Source organism: Stenotrophomonas sp. RG-453 (assembly GCF_033843685.1).
Lineage (GTDB): Bacteria > Pseudomonadota > Gammaproteobacteria > Xanthomonadales > Xanthomonadaceae > Stenotrophomonas > Stenotrophomonas bentonitica_A.
The window spans coordinates 149,496-166,319 of sequence record NZ_JAMYED010000003.1 but is presented as its reverse complement, the minus strand read 5'-3'; the positions used below and the strand labels follow the sequence as shown (position 1 = coordinate 166,319).

The following is a 16,824-nucleotide window of genomic DNA, read 5'->3' as shown; positions in this document are numbered from 1 at the left end:
CTGAAAGGCACGACCATGCAAAACCGCATCCTCCATTCCCGCCTTGCCCAGCGCGCCGCTGTGGCACTGGGCTCCGCCGCGCTGCCCGCGCTGTCGTTCGCGCAAGGCTTGCCGCAGTTGGAAAACCCGACCCGCGGCACCGGCAACGGCATCATGGAAACGATCAGGAACTACGGCTACGACATCATCATGCTCGTAGCCCTCCTGGTCGTGGCGTCGATGTTCATCGGCGTCTGCTACCACGCCTACGGCACCTACGCGGAAATCCACACCGGCCGCAAGACCTGGGGCCAGTTTGGCCTCACCGTCGCGATCGGTGCCGTGCTGCTCGTGATCGGCATCTGGCTGCTCACCGAAGCCACCGGCATCCTGTAAGGCGAGGCCGGTATGTCCGAGCAGCAGCACGTCCGTGCGGACGGGACGGTCACGTTCCTTCCGCATCGGCTCAACCGCCACCCTGTTGTCGTGCGCGGCCTCACCGCCGACGAACTGTGGATCTGCTGCGGCCTGTCCGGCGCCGCCGGCCTGCTGGTCGGCGCGCCGCTGTCCTGGGTGTTCCGCACGATCGCCATCGCGCCGACGTTCGTCGTCCTGGGCGTGGCCCTGGGCGTCTTCATCGGCGGCGGCATCCTGCGCCGGCTCAAGCGCGGGCGCCCCGACACCTGGCTGTACCGGCAACTGCAATGGCGCATCGCCACGCGCCATCCACTGATGGCGGGATGGGTAGGCGGCCACGTGCTGATCTCGCGCTCCGGCTTCTGGTCCACCCGAAGGTCCGTTGCAAGGGGGGCACGATGAGCCGCTTCAAGAACGAGATCACCCACCTGCAGGCGCACATCAAGACGCTTCGCCTGGGTGCTGGTGCGCTGGTCATCGTCGCCCTGGTCATGGGCGGTGGCTGGTGGAGCGCGCCGCGCGACCTGACCATCCACGTCCCGCCCGACCTGCGCTCGGGCAGTACCCGCAAGTGGTGGGAAGTGCCGCCCGAATCGGTCTATGCGTTCACGTTCTACGTGTTCCAGACCCTCAACCGCTGGCCGACGAACGGCGAAGAGGACTATCCGCGCAACCTCCACACGCTCTCGCCGTACCTTACCCCGTCCTGCCAGGCCTTCCTGCGCGCGGACTACGACTACCGCCGTTCCACGGGCGAGCTGCGCCAGCGCGTGCGCGGGATTTATGAGATCCCCGGCCGCGGCTACGGCGACGACCCCACGGCGCGCGTGCGCGTGGTCTCCGACCGCGACTGGGTGGTGACGCTCGACATCACCGCCGACGAGTACTACGGCGCCGAGCAGGTCAAGCGCGCGCTCGTGCGCTACCCGGTGAAGGTCACGCGGGTGGACGTCGATCCCGCCCGCAACCCCTTCGGCCTGGCGCTGGACTGCTACGACGGCGCGCCCCAGCGCATCAGCGCACCGGAGCCGACTCGCCCGGCACCTGGCGGCCTGTCTCCGCAAGCGCCCCAAGGAGGAAACACCCCATGAAGCATCCTGTACTCGTGCTGCTGGGGCTGCTGGCCGTGGCCGCGGCACCCGTCGCCCAGGCGGTGGAGATTCTGCGGTGGGAACGCATGCCGCTGGCGGTGCCGCTGAAGGTCGGCCAGGAGCGCATCGTGTTCATCGACCGGAACGTCCGCGTGGGCGTGCCCGCAGGCGTGGGCGAACGCCTGCGCGTGCAGAGCGCAGGTGGCGCGGTGTACCTGCGCGCCAGCGAGCCGATCGAGCCCACGCGGCTGCAATTGCAGGACGCCGACACGGGCGCGCTGATCCTGCTCGACATTGCGGCCGAGCCGCCCAAAGACGGCGAAGCCGAGCTGGAGCCGGTGCGCATCGTCGAGGGCAGCAGCACCCCTGCGCGCTACGGCGATCAGCCAGGCGGTGCCGATGAGGCCCCGGCACGCGCCCAGGACCAAGCAGGTACGCGGGCGACCCGGCGCGAAACCCCGGTTCCGGTCGTCCTGACGCGCTTCGCCGCGCAGAACCTCTACGCGCCGCTGCGCACTGTGGAGTCGCTGCCTGGCGTCATGCGGGTGAACCTGCGCCGTGACCTCGACCTCGGCACGCTGATGCCGACGCTGCCGGTGCGCGCGGTCGCGCTCGCGTCGTGGCGTCTGGAAGACCAGTGGGTCACGGCCGTGCGCCTGACCAACAGCAGCAGCGGCTGGGTCACGCTCGACCCGCGCGTGCTGCAAGGCGATTTCCTCACCGCCACCTTCCAGCACGAAGCGCTCGGACCGCGCGGGACGCCCGAGGACACGACCGTCCTGTACCTGGTGACGCGCGGGCACGGCCTCGCGCAATCGCTGCTGCCGGCGATCCACCGCTTCGACCCGGCCGTGCATCTGCCGCAGCGGGAAGCTGAAGCCGACGATGGCAAGGAGGCCCGCCATGCGCAGTAACGGCTTGCTCAAGTGGCTGATGATCCCGGTCGCCTTGCTGGTGCTGTTCGTTGCCATCCGGCTGTTCTCCGGTGGAAGCACGTCGGCACCGCCCGCCGCGGATGCTGGCTCCAAGCTCACGCCCGAGGAAATGAAGGCGTTGGGCATCGAAGGCGATACCCCGCGCGATACCGTGGCAACGCTCGTCGCCCAGGTGAAACAGTTGCGCACCGAGCTTCAGACCGCGCTGACCGACAACAAGTCGCAGCGCGAGGAAAACCAGCGGCTGCGCCAGCGGGAGAACTCCATTGATCAGCGCATCAATTCGGCCCTCGAATCCGAGCGCTCCAACCTGCGCCGCGACCAGGAACAGGCGGCCAGCGCGCGCCAGCAGACCGAGGGGCTGCTCGCCGACCTGCAGCGGCGCCTGGACAGCATTGGCGGGCGCGGCGGCGGTCACGCTGATCTGCCGGTGGGCCTGGGGCTGCGCGGCGGCGACGAGGCCGGCATGGAAGGCGGCATGCGCTGGGTCGAACCGGACGACGCGAAGAAGGCCGAGGGCCGCAATGGCAGTCGTGGCGCAGGCAGCGGCATGAGCTTCCCGACGAGCTTCGGCCCGGCACAAAGCACACTGGAAACCACCGCGGAAACCGTGGCGAACGCCGGCGCAGGTGCGGCAGGCGTCAAGAGCGCCAAGCCGGTCTATACCGTGCCGACCAACTCGACACTGATGGGCTCCGTGGCGATGACGGCGCTGATTGGGCGCGTGCCGATCGACGGGACGGTGAACGATCCGTACCCCTTCAAGGTGCTGGTCGGGCCGGACAATCTGACTGCCAACGGCATCGACATTCCCGACGTGGCCGGCGCGGTGTTCTCCGGAACCGCATCGGGCGACTGGACGCTCTCGTGCGTGCGCGGCCAGGTTCGCAGCATCACCTTCGTCTTCAACGACGGCACGATCCGCACGATTCCCGAAGACCGCGAAGGCAACCAGCAGAACAACCAGCAGCGCGACGGCCTGGGCTGGATCAGCGACCCGCACGGCATCCCGTGCGTCAGCGGCGAACGGCGCAGCAACGCCCAGCAGTACCTCGGGTCGCAAGCTCTGATCACCGCGGCCGGAGCCGGCGTGGCCTCGCTCATCGAGAGCGACAGCGGCCGCATGTCCTACGTCGGCTCGGACGGCGCCATCGGCACCGTGGGCATCAGCGGCAAGGAAGCAGTCGGCCAGATCCTCGCGGGCGGCGTCCGGGACATGTCGACCTGGGTCAACAAGCTCTACGGACAGGCTTTCGCCGCCGTCTATGTGCAGCCAGGCGCCAAGGTCGCCGTCCACCTCGAAAAGCCGCTGGCCATCGATCACGACCCCGAAGGCCGGCGCGTCGATCACCGTGCAGGAGAAAGCCATGCGCTCGAACTCGATTAAGGGCCTCGCGCTGGCCGCGGCCGTCGCCGTGCTCAGCGGTTGCGCCACCAGCAAGGAAGAACTGCTGACCCATAGCGACCGCACCATGATGGACATCTGGCAGCAGGAAACGGGTGGCGGCGGCAGTGGCACCGGCCAGGTCGCGCGCCGGCAGTTGCTCGACGCGCGCCAGAGCCTGCGCCGGCCGCTGACCGACGCCGATGTGCAGGCTGCGCCCGTCGAGCAGATGCGCTACACGCGCACGGCGCGCAACGAGGTTTATCGCCAGTTCCAGCGCCTGCCCAACCCCGATCTCGTCATGTATGTGTACCCGCACCTGGCGGGCACGGACCCCGTGCCGGTTCCGGGCTACACGACGGTCTTCCCCCTGTACCAGCGCGTGCAGTACGCCATGCCCGGTGAACGGCTGGAGGACTATTGATGCGCTGGGAACTTCCCTGGCCGAAGCTGGCCGCATCCGGCACCGGCGACGAAGAGAAGCCGGACGGCTGGCAGCGCCACGTCGAGGCCTTGCGCCAGGCCGGCGTCCCTGAACCCGGCGCAGCGGTCCAGGGCCGCAGGCCGGCGACGGTAGCCGACGAGCAGGCGCTGTACGACGTCGCGCCGTCGTTCGCGGAACTGCTGCCTTGGGTGGAGTTCTTGCCGCAGTCGAAGTCCATGCTGCTGGAGGATGGGCAGTCGGTCGCTGCCTTCTACGAGCTGGTGCCGCTGGGCACCGAGGGGCGGGAGCCCGGCTGGCTCGCGCATGCCCGCGATGCCTTGGAGAACGCGCTCCAGGACTCGTTCGATGAGCTGGACGAGAACCCCTGGGTGCTCCAGCTCTACGCCCAGGACGAGCCCAGCTTCGACCAGTACATGCAGACCCTGCGCGACTATGTGCAGCCGCGCGCCCGCGATACTGCGTTCACCGAGTTCTACCTGCGCTTCTTCGGCCACCATCTGCGCGCGGTCGCCAAGCCGGGCGGCCTGTTCGAGGACACGGTGGTCACGCGGCTGCGCTGGCGCGGCCAGACGCGGCGGGTGCGCATGGTGATCTATCGCCGTGCCACCGGGCAGGCAAGCCGCCGCGGCCAGACGCCCGAGCAGATGCTGAACATCGTCTGCGACCGCCTGTGCGGCGGCCTGGCGAACGCCGGCATCCAGGCACGGCGCATGGTCGCAGCCGACGTCCACGACTGGCTGCTGCGGTGGTTCAATCCGCGCCCCGCGATGCTCGGGCCTGGAGCCGAGGATCAGGAGCGCTTCTATGCACTGGCGCGCTACCCCGACAGCACCGAAGAAAGCGAGGCCGGCGAAATCGAGCTGGCGAGCGGGCGGGATTTCAGTCAGCGGCTGTTCTTCGGCCAGCCACGCTCCGACGTGGAGCACGGCACCTGGTATTTCGACGGCATGCCGCACCGCGTGCTGATCACCGACCGGCTGCGCATGCCGCCCGGCACCGGACACCTGACCGGCGAGACCCGCAAAGGGGATGCCATCAACACGCTGTTCGACCAGATGCCGGAAGACACCTTGCTGTGTCTCACGATGGTCGCCACGCCGCAGGATGTCCTGGAAGCGGATCTCAACCACCTGGCGAAGAAGGCCGTGGGCGAGACGCTGGCGTCGGAGCAGACGTTGAAGGACGTGCAGGAAGCCCGCTCCCTCATCGGCAGCGCGCACAAGCTCTACCGGGGGACGCTGGCATTCTACCTGCGCGGACGCGACGAAGCGGAACTGGACCGGCGCGGCCTGGACCTGGCGAACGTGATGCTCAATGCTGGCTTGCAGCCGGTGCGCGAGGACGACGAGGTGGCGCCGCTCAACAGCTACTTGCGGTGGCTGCCATGCTGCTACAACCCCGGCCAGGATCGGCGCAAGTGGTACACCCAACTGATGTTCGCTCAGCACGCGGCGAACCTGTCGCCGGTGTGGGGCCGCGCTCAAGGTACGGGGCACCCGGGCATCACGATGTTCAACCGCGGTGGCGGGCCGATCACCTTCGACCCGCTCAGCCGCCTGGATCGGCAGATGAACGCCCATCTGTTCCTGTTCGGCCCCACCGGCTCCGGCAAGAGCGCCACGCTCAACAACCTCTTGAATCAGGTCACGGCCATCTACCGACCGCGGCTGTTCATCGTGGAGGCTGGCAACAGCTTCGGCCTGTTCAGCGACTTCGCACGCAGGCTCGGGCTGACGGTAAACCGGGTCAAGCTGGCCCCAGGTTCGGGCATCAGCCTCGCGCCATTCGCAGACGCGCGTCGGCTGATCGAGACGCCCAGCGACGTGCAGACGCTCGACGCCGACGCGCTGGATGAAGACCCGCCACCAGATGCCTCGGCCATGGAGGCGGACGAGCAGCGCGACGTGCTCGGCGAACTGGAGATCACGGCGCGGCTGATGATCACGGGCGGAGAGGACAAGGAGGAAGCCCGGATGACACGGGCTGACCGCTCGCTGATCCGTCAGTGCATCCTCGACGCCGCCGAGCACTGCGTGGCCGACAAACGCACGGTGCTTACGCGCGACGTGCGCAACGCGTTGCGCGCCCGCGGCCAGGACCCGACGCTGCCCGAAATGCGCCGCGTGCGGCTGCTGGAGATGGCGGATGCGATGGACATGTTCTGTCAAGGCACGGACGGCGAAATGTTCGACCGCGACGGCACGCCGTGGCCCGAAGCCGACATCACCTTGGTTGACCTCGCGACATACGCCCGCGAGGGCTACAACGCGCAGCTCTCCATCGCTTACATCAGCCTGATCAGCACGGTGAACAACATCGCCGAGCGCGACCAATACCTTGGACGCCCGATCATCAACGTCACCGACGAAGGACACATCATCACGAAGAACCCACTGCTCGCGCCCTACGTGGTCAAGATCACGAAGATGTGGCGCAAGCTGGGCGCATGGTTCTGGTTGGCCACGCAGAACATCGACGATCTGCCGCGCGCCGCGGAACCCATGCTCAACATGATCGAGTGGTGGATCTGCTTGTCGATGCCCCCGGATGAGGTGGAGAAGATCGCGCGGTTCCGCGAACTCAGCCCAGCACAGAAGGCGCTAATGTTGTCGGCGCGCAAAGAGGCGGGGAAATTCACCGAGGGCGTCATCCTCTCCAAGAGCATGGAAGTGCTGTTCCGTGCCGTGCCGCCGAGCCTGTACCTCGCGCTCGCGCAGACCGAACCCGAAGAGAAGGCCGAGCGCTACCAGCTCATGCAGCAATACGGCTGCACCGAGCTGGAAGCAGCTTTCAAGGTCGCCGAGAAGATCGACCAGGCACGCGGCATCGAGTCGCCGGCCTTGGAACTGTCGTAAGCCGGAGAACACCATGGAGCAGAAGCGTCCTTCCATTCCGATACAAGTCCAGGCGTTCCGCCGTCGCCACAGGCGGCCCCGCTGGCCTTGGGCCTTGACTGCTGCGCTGGTCGCGCTGCTGCTGATCTGGCTCGTGTCCCGGTCGCCCGGCGAATCCTCATCGCAGTCGCCCACGCCGGCTAGCACGGCGCAGATGGCCGGGCCGCCCTGGAAAATGGGCAACCCCGAGGGCCGTTTCACACTGACGCTCTATGCCGATCTGGAATGTCCGTTCTGCCGGGAGTACTTCCCGCAGCTCAAGCGCTGGGTCGGCAGCAACGCCGACGTGACCCTGCAATGGCATCACCAGCCGCTGGCTGCGCACGAGCCGGCCGCGTTGGCCGAGGCGCGTCTGGTCGAGTGCGTCGCCGAAGCCGGCGGGCATGCTGCCTTCTGGCGAGCCGTCGAGTGGGTCTATGCCCACACGCGCAGCGACGGCCTGGGACTGCCCGATGGCCTGCGCTACCCCGAATCGACGCCGGCCGTCGAGCAGTGCATGGCAAGCGAGCGGGTCGACGCGGCCATCCGCGCCCAGGCCGCGGAAGCCACGAAAAGCGGCGTGACGGCCACGCCGTCGCTGCGCCTGCTCGATCGCCAGACGGGTCAGTCCATCCTGCTGCAGGGACCGATCGAAGGCGATGCCTTGCTGTCGGCCATGGACATGCTGTCCGCTGATGAACCACCCGCCACACCCGCCACCGAAATGCCTGCCGACGTTGTCGGCGACATGCCCAGGTAGCCCGCGGTCCTTGAGGCTACGGCGCAGTCTTCTGCGCTGACCGCTCCCCGTTCGCTCCGCATCCTGGCCGCGAACAATCACCTCTGCGTGGTGGTGGATGCACCTTGTTCCGTTGTTCTCATCCCCAGGAGGGCTTGCCCTCCCAGGGCGTGCGCCCTCTGATCTCATCATCCGGAGGTTCGCCATGTCTCTCGTCGTCAATGACTCCTGCGTGGAGTCGCTTTCCGCTGTCGCAGCCCAGCGTGAGGACTGGATCATCCAGCAGGCTATCGCGCTGCTGGAGAGACGGATCTTCAAAGTCGGACCGTGCCTCAGCCGACCGGCCGCCGTGCGGGACTACCTGCGTCTAAAACTGGTCGCTGAGCCCAACGAGGTATTCGCAATCGTTTTCCTGGACAGCATGCACCAAGTGTTGGCCTACGAGCCGATGTTCAGGGGCACGATCAATTCGACTGCGGTCTATCCCCGTGTCGTCGTGCAGCGTGTATTGGAGCTGAAAGCCGCCGCAGTGGTCTTCGCGCACCAGCACCCCTCGGGTGTCACTGAGCCGTCGAGCGCCGATCGTGCGCTGACCCAGCAACTGCAGGCAGCGCTGGCGCTGATCGATGTTCGGGTACTGGATCACATCATCGTTGGCCAGGGGATTCCGTACTCCTTCGCGGAGCACAGCTTGCTGTAGCGCATCGTTCATTGATCACAACGGGGGCTTCGGCCTCCGTTTCTTCCTTGCCCCGAAGCAAGCAGGTATGCGGGGTGTCCGCGATGCGCATTGTTTGTGGGGGCTGCACCGGATTCGGCGTTTGACTATGGCCCTGATCAACTTCCGGGGCACGTGTCATGCCAGCATCTTTTCCCAGGTTCGCGCCAAGCTGGCGAGCCCTTGGCCTGGCCGTTGCACTGCCGGTGTCCTTGGGTGTCTTTAGTCCGGCCACATTCGCTGCCGATGTGCTGGTCATCACCGACAGCCGCCATCCGGTCAAGACCATGGGCGGCGAGCGGCTGATCGAGCTGGACGAAGCGCACCGGATCGAAGCGGAGCTTTCTGCGGAACTGCCCGCCGAACCCGAGCAGGCGACCGCCATCGTCAAGCGCCGACTGAACAGCGGCGGCACCGATCTCCAACGCCGCATCGCTTCCGCCTACCAGGGCGTCACCGACGCGTGGAGCCTGGGCATCACCAGCATCCCGGCCGTCGTGGTGGATCAACGCTACGTCGTCTATGGCGAACCGGATGTGGCCCGCGCAGTCGCTCGCATCGAGCAGCACTGGAGGGCCCAGCCGTGACCCGCCCATTCGACCTGATGCGCCGCCTGCGTGCTGGCGTGGCGTCCGTTCTGCTGCTCAGCGCCACGGGCAGCTACGCGCTCAACACCGCAACCATCGTCGGCTCGGTGGCATCGCCAGACTGCCTCGAATACCGCGTCGTCGGGATCTGCTACTGGCTCTACTGCACCTGGACGGGCTGTACGGTACGCACGTCCATCAAGGTCCGCCACTACATCCCCGATGCGATCGTCTCCAGCTACAGCAACACCGGCGAAAACCCCTGGATCGAAGTCCGGCCGATGAGCACGCCCAACCCATCCGCCCAAACCGGCGGGGACGGAACGACGAACGAGGACCACGAAAACAACCTCGCCAAGTTCAAGAACGCGGACGTCATCGGGCACCCGGGCGTCGAGGTGTTCAACCAGTTCGTGTCGTCCTCGGGCTACTTCTGCGAGGGTGCGGGCACGGCGTTCATGCCGTACTTGCTCGGCACCCTGGACACGCTGGCCTGGCGCTACAACGTGCCCGAGATGGCCTACCCGGAGGCGCTAATTCCCGGCATGCGTGAGGTCGGTGCACGCACCACGATGAACCTCTGGGGCAACGTGTATCCCCGCGGGGGTTTCCTGCACCAGACCGACGACCACAAGGCCAGTGCAGTGGTGGCCCAGCGCGCAGGCGATGTCGTCACGCGCCGGGGACAGATCCACGTTTATCAGCCGCTGCTCGCCAACTCCCGCGATGGCTACTGGCCGGCTGGCGCGCTCATGGAGAGCGATGCCTCGACGGGCAAGTGGCAGGAACTCACGCCAGTCCTGTCCTCGTCCTGCTCGGTCTTCCCGCGCAGCGGCGCCCTGACACAGGCCCGGCAAGGCGATTACGCCTGGGCGCTGTGGCGGCCCTATGCGTGCTGCGAACGCCGGGGCCAGGTGTTTCTCGGCAGCGTCGATTTCCTCTGAGGTGGTGCCATGAAGTTCCGTCCTGCATTCAATCCGTTCTCCCGCCGGGTACGTCGCACGAGGATCGTCATGGCGGTGGCCGGTGCGCTCGCGCTGACGAGCGGTGTGGCCTGGAGCCAACTGGGCTACCAGACCGGCGGCAGTGTCATCGGCGATGACGTCATGTACTCGATCGGCGGCGGAAACGCCGTGTCGATGGGACGTGCGGCTGGCATGCGCTCTCTCGGGGTCGGCGTGGGCTGGAACAGCAACTTGATCTGCGGTGACATGAGCATCCAGACCACGTTGAAGAATCAGCTCAACGGCGTCACCAACGGCTTCCAGCAAATCATGTCATCGGTGATCCAAAGCGCCACCAGCGCGGTGGCGTCGTTGCCGGCACTGATCATTCAGCGGGCCGATCCCGGCCTCTACAACCTGCTCACCAATGGCGTGTTGCAGGCACGGCTCGATTTCGACCGCTCCAAGCTGACGTGCCGTGCCATGGCGGAGAGGATGGCCGAGACGGCGGGCGGGCAGCTCGGCTGGAGCCAGATGGCAGAAGGCTTGGCGCTGCGCGATGCGGTGTCGAGCACGGATGCGGTCTCGGCCGTCGAGCAGGCCGAGACGCGCCGCGGCAATGACGGTGTGCCGTGGGTCGGGGGCAGCAACGCGGGAGGCTCCGGCCAGCCCGCGATCAAGGTCGTCGGCGATGTCACCCGCGCCGGCTACAACCTGGTCAACGGCCGCGGCGTGACCGATACATCGTCCATCGCACCGACCAGTTGCAGCAGTCTCTCGTGCCAGACCTGGACCTCGCCGCAGGCCGCCGTCGAGTGGGCCACGCGCGTACTCGGCGAGAAGGAACAGCGCACTTGCGATGCCTGCACCAAGACCGAGACGACGCCCGGCGTAGGGCTGACGCCGTTGATCCAAGAAGAATACGACGCCAAGCTGCAGGCGCTCCAGGATCTGGTGTCCAAGGCGAAGAACACGACGCCCGAGAACCTGCGCGAGGCTGGCAGTGCATCGCTGCCCATCACCCGCGGCGTGATCGAGGCGCTGCGTGACGAGCCGGACCAGCACCTGCTGTCGCAGCGCCTGGCGTCCGAGGTCGCGCTGTCCTCCGTGCTGGAGAAGGCGCTGTTGCTACAGCGCACGCTGCTCACGGGCAAGAAAGAGCCCAACGTCGCGGCCAACGAGCTTGCGGTGGAGGCCGTGAACAAGGAGAGCGATACGCTCGACCGCGAGATCCAGAACCTCAAAACGGAACTGGAACTGCGCCGCGAGCTGGCCAACAACTCGCCGATGGCCATCATTCAGCGCCATAGCACGCGCGCTTCGGGTTCGCGCGGCATCTACGAGGGCGATCCGGTGCCCGACCGTCTCGACCAACTCCAGAAGGGCAATCCGGGAGGTCGGCCATGAGCGAGGCTCGCATGACTTGGCGTCCACTACGCTGGCTGTTCAGCCGGCACGCGGCGAAAACCCTGCTATGGCTTGTGCTGGTCGTGGCCGCCGCCGTAGGGGCCAACGTCGCGGGCATCTACCTGGTCGGCAGTGTCGCGGCCTGGGAGCGGTGGCTGGCGGCGTCCGCAGGGTATTTCTTCATCTGGCGACTGTGCCTGTACGGCGGTACGGCCTATGGATGGGTCTGGATGCGCCGTCGGCTGCTGGCCCGCGAAGACAGCACGCAGGCGCGACGTCGGCTGATCCGCGCAGAGGTCGCCGGCGTCCTTGCCATTGTGGCGCTCGAAGCCAGCCTGTTGATGCAGGCCGCTTGAGGGGAGATCGAGGCAATGACGCTTTTCACGACCGACTACCTGGAGTACTACCTCACCCTCGTGTCCTGGATCGTCAACAACGGCATCTGGGCCGTGCTGGTGTCCAGCGGGGTGTTTGCGCTGCCCTTTGTGGCGATCGTCATCCAGGAATGGCTCAAGGCCAGAGCGGAGGGCGCCGACGAAGGCAACAAGGGCGTGCTCTCGGCGGCGCGCATCGAGAACCGAGTATTTGTGGCCATCGTGGTCGTGATGTTCGCCGGCATTCCGTTCATCGACGTCGACCTCAGCACTATCCAGTACGACAGCTCGCGCTCGGCGCAGTGCCAGGTCAGCGTGCCGCAGCCCGCGCAAACTGGCTGGTCGCAGTCCTTCAGCACCATCAGCAACCAGTCGGCGAAGGTTCCGGTCTGGTGGGCTTTCATGCACGCGCTTTCGCGCGCCGTCACGAGCGCCTCGGTGGCTGCGATCCCGTGCGGCACGGATCTGCGGCAGATGCGGATGGAGATCGATGCCACACGCATCGACGACCCGGTGCTGGCCCAAGAAGTGGCGGATTTCACGCACGATTGCTATGGACCGGCTCGCGCCAAATTGTTCATGGCGCGGCCGGAGCTGGACGAAACGCAGATGAACGATGTGACCTGGATCGGTTCGAGGTTTTTCACGGACACGGGCGGTTACTACGACAGCTACCGCTCTAGCACGGCGCGCGAGGCATGGCCCTATGACGACACCCGCGACGCTGGGCTTGCGCAGGTTGCCAATGGTGGCGGCTACCCGACCTGCAGGCAGTGGTGGTCCGACGGCAGTAACGGACTGCGCGCGCGGCTGCTGGGGCAAGTGGACCCAAGCCTGCTGAATCGCCTGGCGGGCTGGGCTGGATTCCTGAGCCGGGCCGAGGTGGACGACTCCGTGATCCGCGCCATCGCGTCACCGCGGCAGCAGAAATTGAACCAAGGCAGCGTCTATACGGACTACGGCGGTCAGATCGACAAGACATTGCCCAATGTCGTCAACCGTGCCACCAGCGATGTTGGCTTGGCGGTTGGGGCTCTCGCCGCCTTCCCGGCAATGGACGTAGTGCGCCAAGCACTGCCCATGGTGCTCGCGCTGCTCAAGATGGCGCTCGTGATCTGCATTCCGCTAGTGCTGGTCGTGGGCACCTATGACCTGAAGATGGTCGTCACCGTCAGCACCGTCCAGTTCGCGCTGTTCTTCACGGACTTCTGGTTTCAGCTCGCACGCTGGATCGACAGCACCATCCTCGATGCGCTCTACGGGTGGGGCTTTGGCTGGAACCGGCCGCATACCAACTTCGACCCGCTGGTGGGGCTGAACAATGCCTTCGGCGACATGCTTTTGATGTTCGTCACCGGCACGATGTTCTTGGTCCTGCCGACTTTCTGGGTGGCAGCGCTTGGGTGGGTCGGAGTAAAAGCCGGGGTAATCGCTCAGAACCTGGCTGTCGGTTCCAAGGAAGCACGCGACAGCGCGGGATCAGGCGTAAACAAGGTTACCGGCAAGGTGCTTTGATCGGTCGCCCATTTCAGTCGTTGAACGGATCGTTCGGGTCGTGCGGGTCGATCCGCTGACCGCTGGACGAATACAGGCCAAAGCCTGCCTCGCCGTTTCGCAGTTCGTCCGGTTGCGTCCAGCGATCATCATTGACCGTCGAATTGCTGGCCGTCCATGCTGCGGCAACCCCAACCAGAAGCACCAACGCCAGCCAGAACGCGGCGTAGAACAGCAATCCCAGCGCGACCAGCTTCACTACCCATACGAGCACGGTGGCCCCGGCAAGCGGCATCCCCTTGGAGGCGAGCCAACACGACAACCTTCGCTCGCCGCGCGCATAGGCGCGCCATCCACGGCCAACGCTGCGGCCGAGGCGTTCTGCGGTGCTGATGCGGGTTGTCGTGTTCATGGTCGTCTCCTGCTACATGAGGAATGCCTATTCCAGTTTGCTCCAATCCTGCTTGCTTGCCTGCACCAATACGTTCCAATCGTCTGGTGGATTTCCACGTCCGAGCATTTTCTCGAACACGGCATAGGGATCTGACTTGCTCCCCGAAGACCGCAAGGTCTGCTCATCATTGACCCAGGCGTACACGATGACCTTGGCCTTCGAGTCGTACCGGAAGAACAACCGGAACCGCCTTCCGATCTTGGCCCTTCGCCAGTGCCGGTGGGCCAGCCCCAGGGTGTTGCCCTGGCGGTACTCGTCGCGTGCCGGATCACCGGGCACCACATCTAATATCAACTGGTTCAAGGCCCGGAAGAGCTTGACGTTGGCGTTGGACTCGAAGCCCTCCGGGTCGTTCTCCTGCGCGCGCCGTGCGGCTGCGTGCAGCTTCTGCAACTGCTCGATCACACAGTCGTGGAACAGCAATGCCCAGCCATGCCGTTGCATCAGAGTTCCACTTCGCCGTCGATTTCCTCGTCCAGCTTCACGCCGTGACCCGCTTGCTCCAGCATGGCGCGAGTTAGATCCTCGGGCAGACCATGGACGTTCCGGCCCGCCTCGATGTCGCGGGCCAGCAGACTCAGGAACGCACCGATGGCGGGGTCCTCGTGCTCGGCGTCGGCACGGGTCACGACGACTTCTCCGTCACGCAGGTCGAACGCAACCTTGCCGCCGGCATCGACACCGAGCGCCTGCCGGATGGGCTTGGGCAGCGTGATCTGGCCTTTGGAGGTCAGCGTGGCAACTTCATGAATGGCAGGCATGGCCGTTCTCCTAATAGCGATGCCCTGATGGTAAGGAATATTCCTTACCATGTCAATATGGGGTCTCATGGCGTCCTCCCGAGTCCAAGAATCGGCCCATCGTAGGGCGGGAACACCAAGCCTTCACGCATCAATCCGGCCCGCCGAACCTCGCATTGGCCGTGGACGGTCAATGCCCCACGCCCTATACCCAAATGGTTAAAGGCTAAAGGGCCGAAAGGGCAAGGGAATGGGGTGCAAGGGGAAAGGCCCTACCTCGAAAAGGCGAAAAGGCCCCCCGCTCGGCCCACCACCAGGACACCCGCATGCTCTTTCTGTTCCAGCGGAAACGACCTCCGGTCGCTGCCGCTCCGTCGCCAGCGCCCGCCCTCGATCTCCCGAAAGGGCTGCTGCGGCCCGAGTCGGCCGCATCGCTGCTGGCCACGCCGCGCCGGCAGAAGCTGCTGGAATACATCTGGCAGCGCACCTCCCTCTCGCGCAAGCAGTTCGTCACCCTGTACCGCACGCCGCTGGAACGATATGCCGAGCTGGTCCAGCAATTTCCCGCTTCCGAAAGCCACCATCACGCTTACCCGGGCGGCATGCTCGACCACGGCCTGGAAATCGTCGCCTACAGCCTGAAGCTGCGCCAGTCCCATCTGCTGCCCATCGGTGCCAGCCCCGAGGACCAGGCGGCGCAGTCCGAGGCCTGGACCGCCGCCGTCGCCTACGCGGCACTACTGCACGACATCGGCAAGATCGCTGTCGATCTGCACGTCGAACTCGCCGACGGCAACACCTGGCATCCCTGGCACGGGCCGCTGCTCCAGCCGTACCGCTTCCGCTATCGTGAGGATCGTGAATACCGCTTGCATAGTGCTGCAACAGGTCTGCTCTACCGCCAACTGCTCGATCGGCACGTCTTGGACTGGCTCAGTGGCTACCCGGCGCTATGGGCCCCGCTGCTCTACGTCTTGGCCGGACAGTACGAGCATGCCGGGGTCCTGGGCGAGCTTGTCGTGCAGGCTGATCGCGCTTCTGTGGCTCAGGAGCTGGGTGGTGATCCGGCCCGCGTCATGGCAGCACCCAAGCACGCACTGCAACGCAAGCTGCTCGACGGGCTGCGTTATCTGCTCAAGGAAGAGTTGAAGCTGAACCAGCCGGAAGCCTCCGATGGCTGGCTCACCGAGGATGGTTTGTGGCTGGTGAGCAAGACGGTTTCGGACAAACTGCGCGCACACCTCCTGTCTCAGGGGATCGATGGCATTCCTGCGAACAACACCGCCGTGTTCAACGTGCTGCAAGACCACGGCATGCTCCAGCCCACCTCGGACGGCAAAGCGGTCTGGCGCGCGACCGTGACCAGCACGACCGGCTGGTCCCATTCGTTCACCCTGTTGCGTCTCGCTCCCGCGCTGATCTGGGAGTCTGGCGAGCGACCAGCACCTTTCGCGGGCACGGTAGAGATCGACGCGACGCCCGCGGAAAACGACGCCTGCATGTCGGCTCCCGCGCCTACCGTCTCGGTGAACCCAGCGCAGGGAGGTCAAGAGCCTCCGATTTGGGAGGGCGACAGCACCACCATCGTTTCACCGCCCGCAGCCCAGCCCGTGCCCGACGTCATGGAGGATTTGCTCGCGATGGTGGGCTTGGGTGAGTCGGCCGGCGTTGGCCAGGATGCCGAGGAGTTCCTCCACACCCCCGCGCCAGCAACAGCCGCGACGTCCATTCCATCGCCTGCACCTGCACCCGCGCCTACGCCTGGGTCATCGGCAACGAAGCCATCCGGGGAACAGTTCATGGTTTGGCTGAAGCAGGGAATCGCCTCACGACGGCTCATCATCAACGACGCGAAGGCACTCGTGCATACGGTGAATGAGACGGCCTACCTGGTCAGCCCGGGTGTGTTCCAACGCTATGCGCAGGAGCATCCCGAAGTGGCCGCACTCGCCAAGCAGGAGAATCAACAGGATTGGCAGTGGGTGCAGAAGCGCTTCGAGAAGCTGCAGCTACATCGAAAGCAGCCCAATGGCCTGAACATTTGGACCTGTGAAGTCACGGGCCCGAGGAAGTCCCGCCGACTGCATGGCTACCTCCTCGAAGATGGGTCCTTGGCACTCGCCGAAATACCGCCCAACAATCCCTATCTTGCTCTGACTCAGGAAGGATGACGCGATTCGGGCATTGATCGCCACCGTCGTGTGGCGACGATCAATGCCCCGCGAAAATTGGCAACATTTGGC

The 16,824-nt window shown here is 65.8% G+C and carries 18 protein-coding genes; 15 read left to right on the top strand and 3 right to left on the bottom strand.

Annotated features, from left to right (window positions below):
- Window positions 1–15: 15 nt before the first annotated feature.
- From NJD74_RS06285 to NJD74_RS06220, 14 genes are all read left to right on the top strand, one after another.
- The gene (locus NJD74_RS06285) at window positions 16–375 is read left to right on the top strand and encodes a TIGR03745 family integrating conjugative element membrane protein (protein ID WP_003821107.1); all 360 of its coding nucleotides are present in this window, start codon (window positions 16–18) and stop codon (window positions 373–375) included.
- Between the two features lie 12 nt (window positions 376–387).
- Window positions 388–798 (top strand): TIGR03750 family conjugal transfer protein, encoded by a 411-nt coding sequence (locus NJD74_RS06280; protein ID WP_003821108.1) that lies wholly within the window; start codon window positions 388–390, stop codon window positions 796–798.
- A complete protein-coding gene (locus tag NJD74_RS06275; protein ID WP_003821110.1) occupies window positions 795–1,487 on the top strand; it encodes a PFL_4703 family integrating conjugative element protein in 693 nt (230 codons plus the stop codon). The genes NJD74_RS06280 and NJD74_RS06275 overlap by 4 nt, the downstream gene beginning before the upstream one ends.
- On the top strand, window positions 1,484–2,401 hold the full coding sequence (locus NJD74_RS06270; protein ID WP_033962596.1) for a TIGR03749 family integrating conjugative element protein: 918 nt from the start codon (window positions 1,484–1,486) through the stop codon (window positions 2,399–2,401). Before NJD74_RS06275 ends, NJD74_RS06270 begins: the two co-directional genes overlap by 4 nt.
- The gene (locus NJD74_RS06265; RefSeq protein ID WP_003821113.1) at window positions 2,391–3,809 is read left to right on the top strand and encodes a TIGR03752 family integrating conjugative element protein; all 1,419 of its coding nucleotides are present in this window, start codon (window positions 2,391–2,393) and stop codon (window positions 3,807–3,809) included. The genes NJD74_RS06270 and NJD74_RS06265 overlap by 11 nt, the downstream gene beginning before the upstream one ends.
- Entirely contained in the window at window positions 3,790–4,230 is a 441-nt protein-coding gene (locus tag NJD74_RS06260) for a TIGR03751 family conjugal transfer lipoprotein (protein WP_003821115.1), read from the top strand. The genes NJD74_RS06265 and NJD74_RS06260 overlap by 20 nt, the downstream gene beginning before the upstream one ends.
- Window positions 4,230–7,106: a conjugative transfer ATPase gene (locus tag NJD74_RS06255; protein WP_319623851.1), complete on the top strand. Its 2,877-nt coding sequence runs from the start codon at window positions 4,230–4,232 to the stop codon at window positions 7,104–7,106. The genes NJD74_RS06260 and NJD74_RS06255 overlap by 1 nt, the downstream gene beginning before the upstream one ends.
- 13 nt (window positions 7,107–7,119) lie before the next feature.
- On the top strand, window positions 7,120–7,884 hold the full coding sequence (locus tag NJD74_RS06250; RefSeq protein ID WP_011871455.1) for a DsbA family protein: 765 nt from the start codon (window positions 7,120–7,122) through the stop codon (window positions 7,882–7,884).
- Window positions 7,885–8,068: 184 nt separating this feature from the next.
- Window positions 8,069–8,563 (top strand): JAB domain-containing protein, encoded by a 495-nt coding sequence (locus NJD74_RS06245; RefSeq protein WP_009876611.1) that lies wholly within the window; start codon window positions 8,069–8,071, stop codon window positions 8,561–8,563.
- 158 nt (window positions 8,564–8,721) lie between these two features.
- Window positions 8,722–9,168 (top strand): TIGR03757 family integrating conjugative element protein, encoded by a 447-nt coding sequence (locus tag NJD74_RS06240; RefSeq protein WP_011871456.1) that lies wholly within the window; start codon window positions 8,722–8,724, stop codon window positions 9,166–9,168.
- Complete coding sequence (locus tag NJD74_RS06235) at window positions 9,165–10,112, top strand: TIGR03756 family integrating conjugative element protein (protein ID WP_009876613.1); 948 nt, start codon at window positions 9,165–9,167, stop codon at window positions 10,110–10,112. The genes NJD74_RS06240 and NJD74_RS06235 overlap by 4 nt, the downstream gene beginning before the upstream one ends.
- A gap of 69 nt (window positions 10,113–10,181) precedes the next feature.
- On the top strand, window positions 10,182–11,519 hold the full coding sequence (locus NJD74_RS06230) for an integrating conjugative element protein (RefSeq protein ID WP_009876614.1): 1,338 nt from the start codon (window positions 10,182–10,184) through the stop codon (window positions 11,517–11,519).
- Entirely contained in the window at window positions 11,516–11,875 is a 360-nt protein-coding gene (locus NJD74_RS06225; protein WP_009876615.1) for a hypothetical protein, read from the top strand. Before NJD74_RS06230 ends, NJD74_RS06225 begins: the two co-directional genes overlap by 4 nt.
- 15 nt (window positions 11,876–11,890) lie before the next feature.
- Window positions 11,891–13,408: a conjugal transfer protein TraG N-terminal domain-containing protein gene (locus tag NJD74_RS06220; protein ID WP_011871458.1), complete on the top strand. Its 1,518-nt coding sequence runs from the start codon at window positions 11,891–11,893 to the stop codon at window positions 13,406–13,408.
- A gap of 13 nt (window positions 13,409–13,421) precedes the next feature.
- Here the strand turns inward: NJD74_RS06220 and NJD74_RS06215 are convergent, their stop codons facing one another.
- Genes NJD74_RS06215 through NJD74_RS06205 form a run of 3 tightly spaced genes read right to left on the bottom strand, consistent with a single transcriptional unit; the run spans window position 13,422 to window position 14,602 of the window.
- Complete coding sequence (locus NJD74_RS06215; RefSeq protein WP_011871459.1) at window positions 13,422–13,799, bottom strand: DUF3742 family protein; 378 nt, start codon at window positions 13,797–13,799, stop codon at window positions 13,422–13,424.
- Between the two features lie 27 nt (window positions 13,800–13,826).
- Window positions 13,827–14,285, bottom strand: a complete 459-nt coding sequence (locus NJD74_RS06210) for a type II toxin-antitoxin system YhaV family toxin (protein ID WP_009876618.1) — start codon at window positions 14,283–14,285, stop codon at window positions 13,827–13,829.
- The gene (locus NJD74_RS06205) at window positions 14,285–14,602 is read right to left on the bottom strand and encodes a type II toxin-antitoxin system PrlF family antitoxin (protein ID WP_009876619.1); all 318 of its coding nucleotides are present in this window, start codon (window positions 14,600–14,602) and stop codon (window positions 14,285–14,287) included. Before NJD74_RS06205 ends, NJD74_RS06210 begins: the two co-directional genes overlap by 1 nt.
- Window positions 14,603–14,907: 305 nt before the next feature.
- Between NJD74_RS06205 and mobH the strand changes: the two genes are divergently transcribed.
- Window positions 14,908–16,752 carry a MobH family relaxase gene (gene mobH, locus NJD74_RS06200; RefSeq protein WP_009876620.1) on the top strand — a complete coding sequence of 615 codons (1,845 nt, stop codon included), beginning with the start codon at window positions 14,908–14,910 and terminating at the stop codon, window positions 16,750–16,752.
- The last annotated feature ends 72 nt before the right edge of the window (window positions 16,753–16,824 follow it).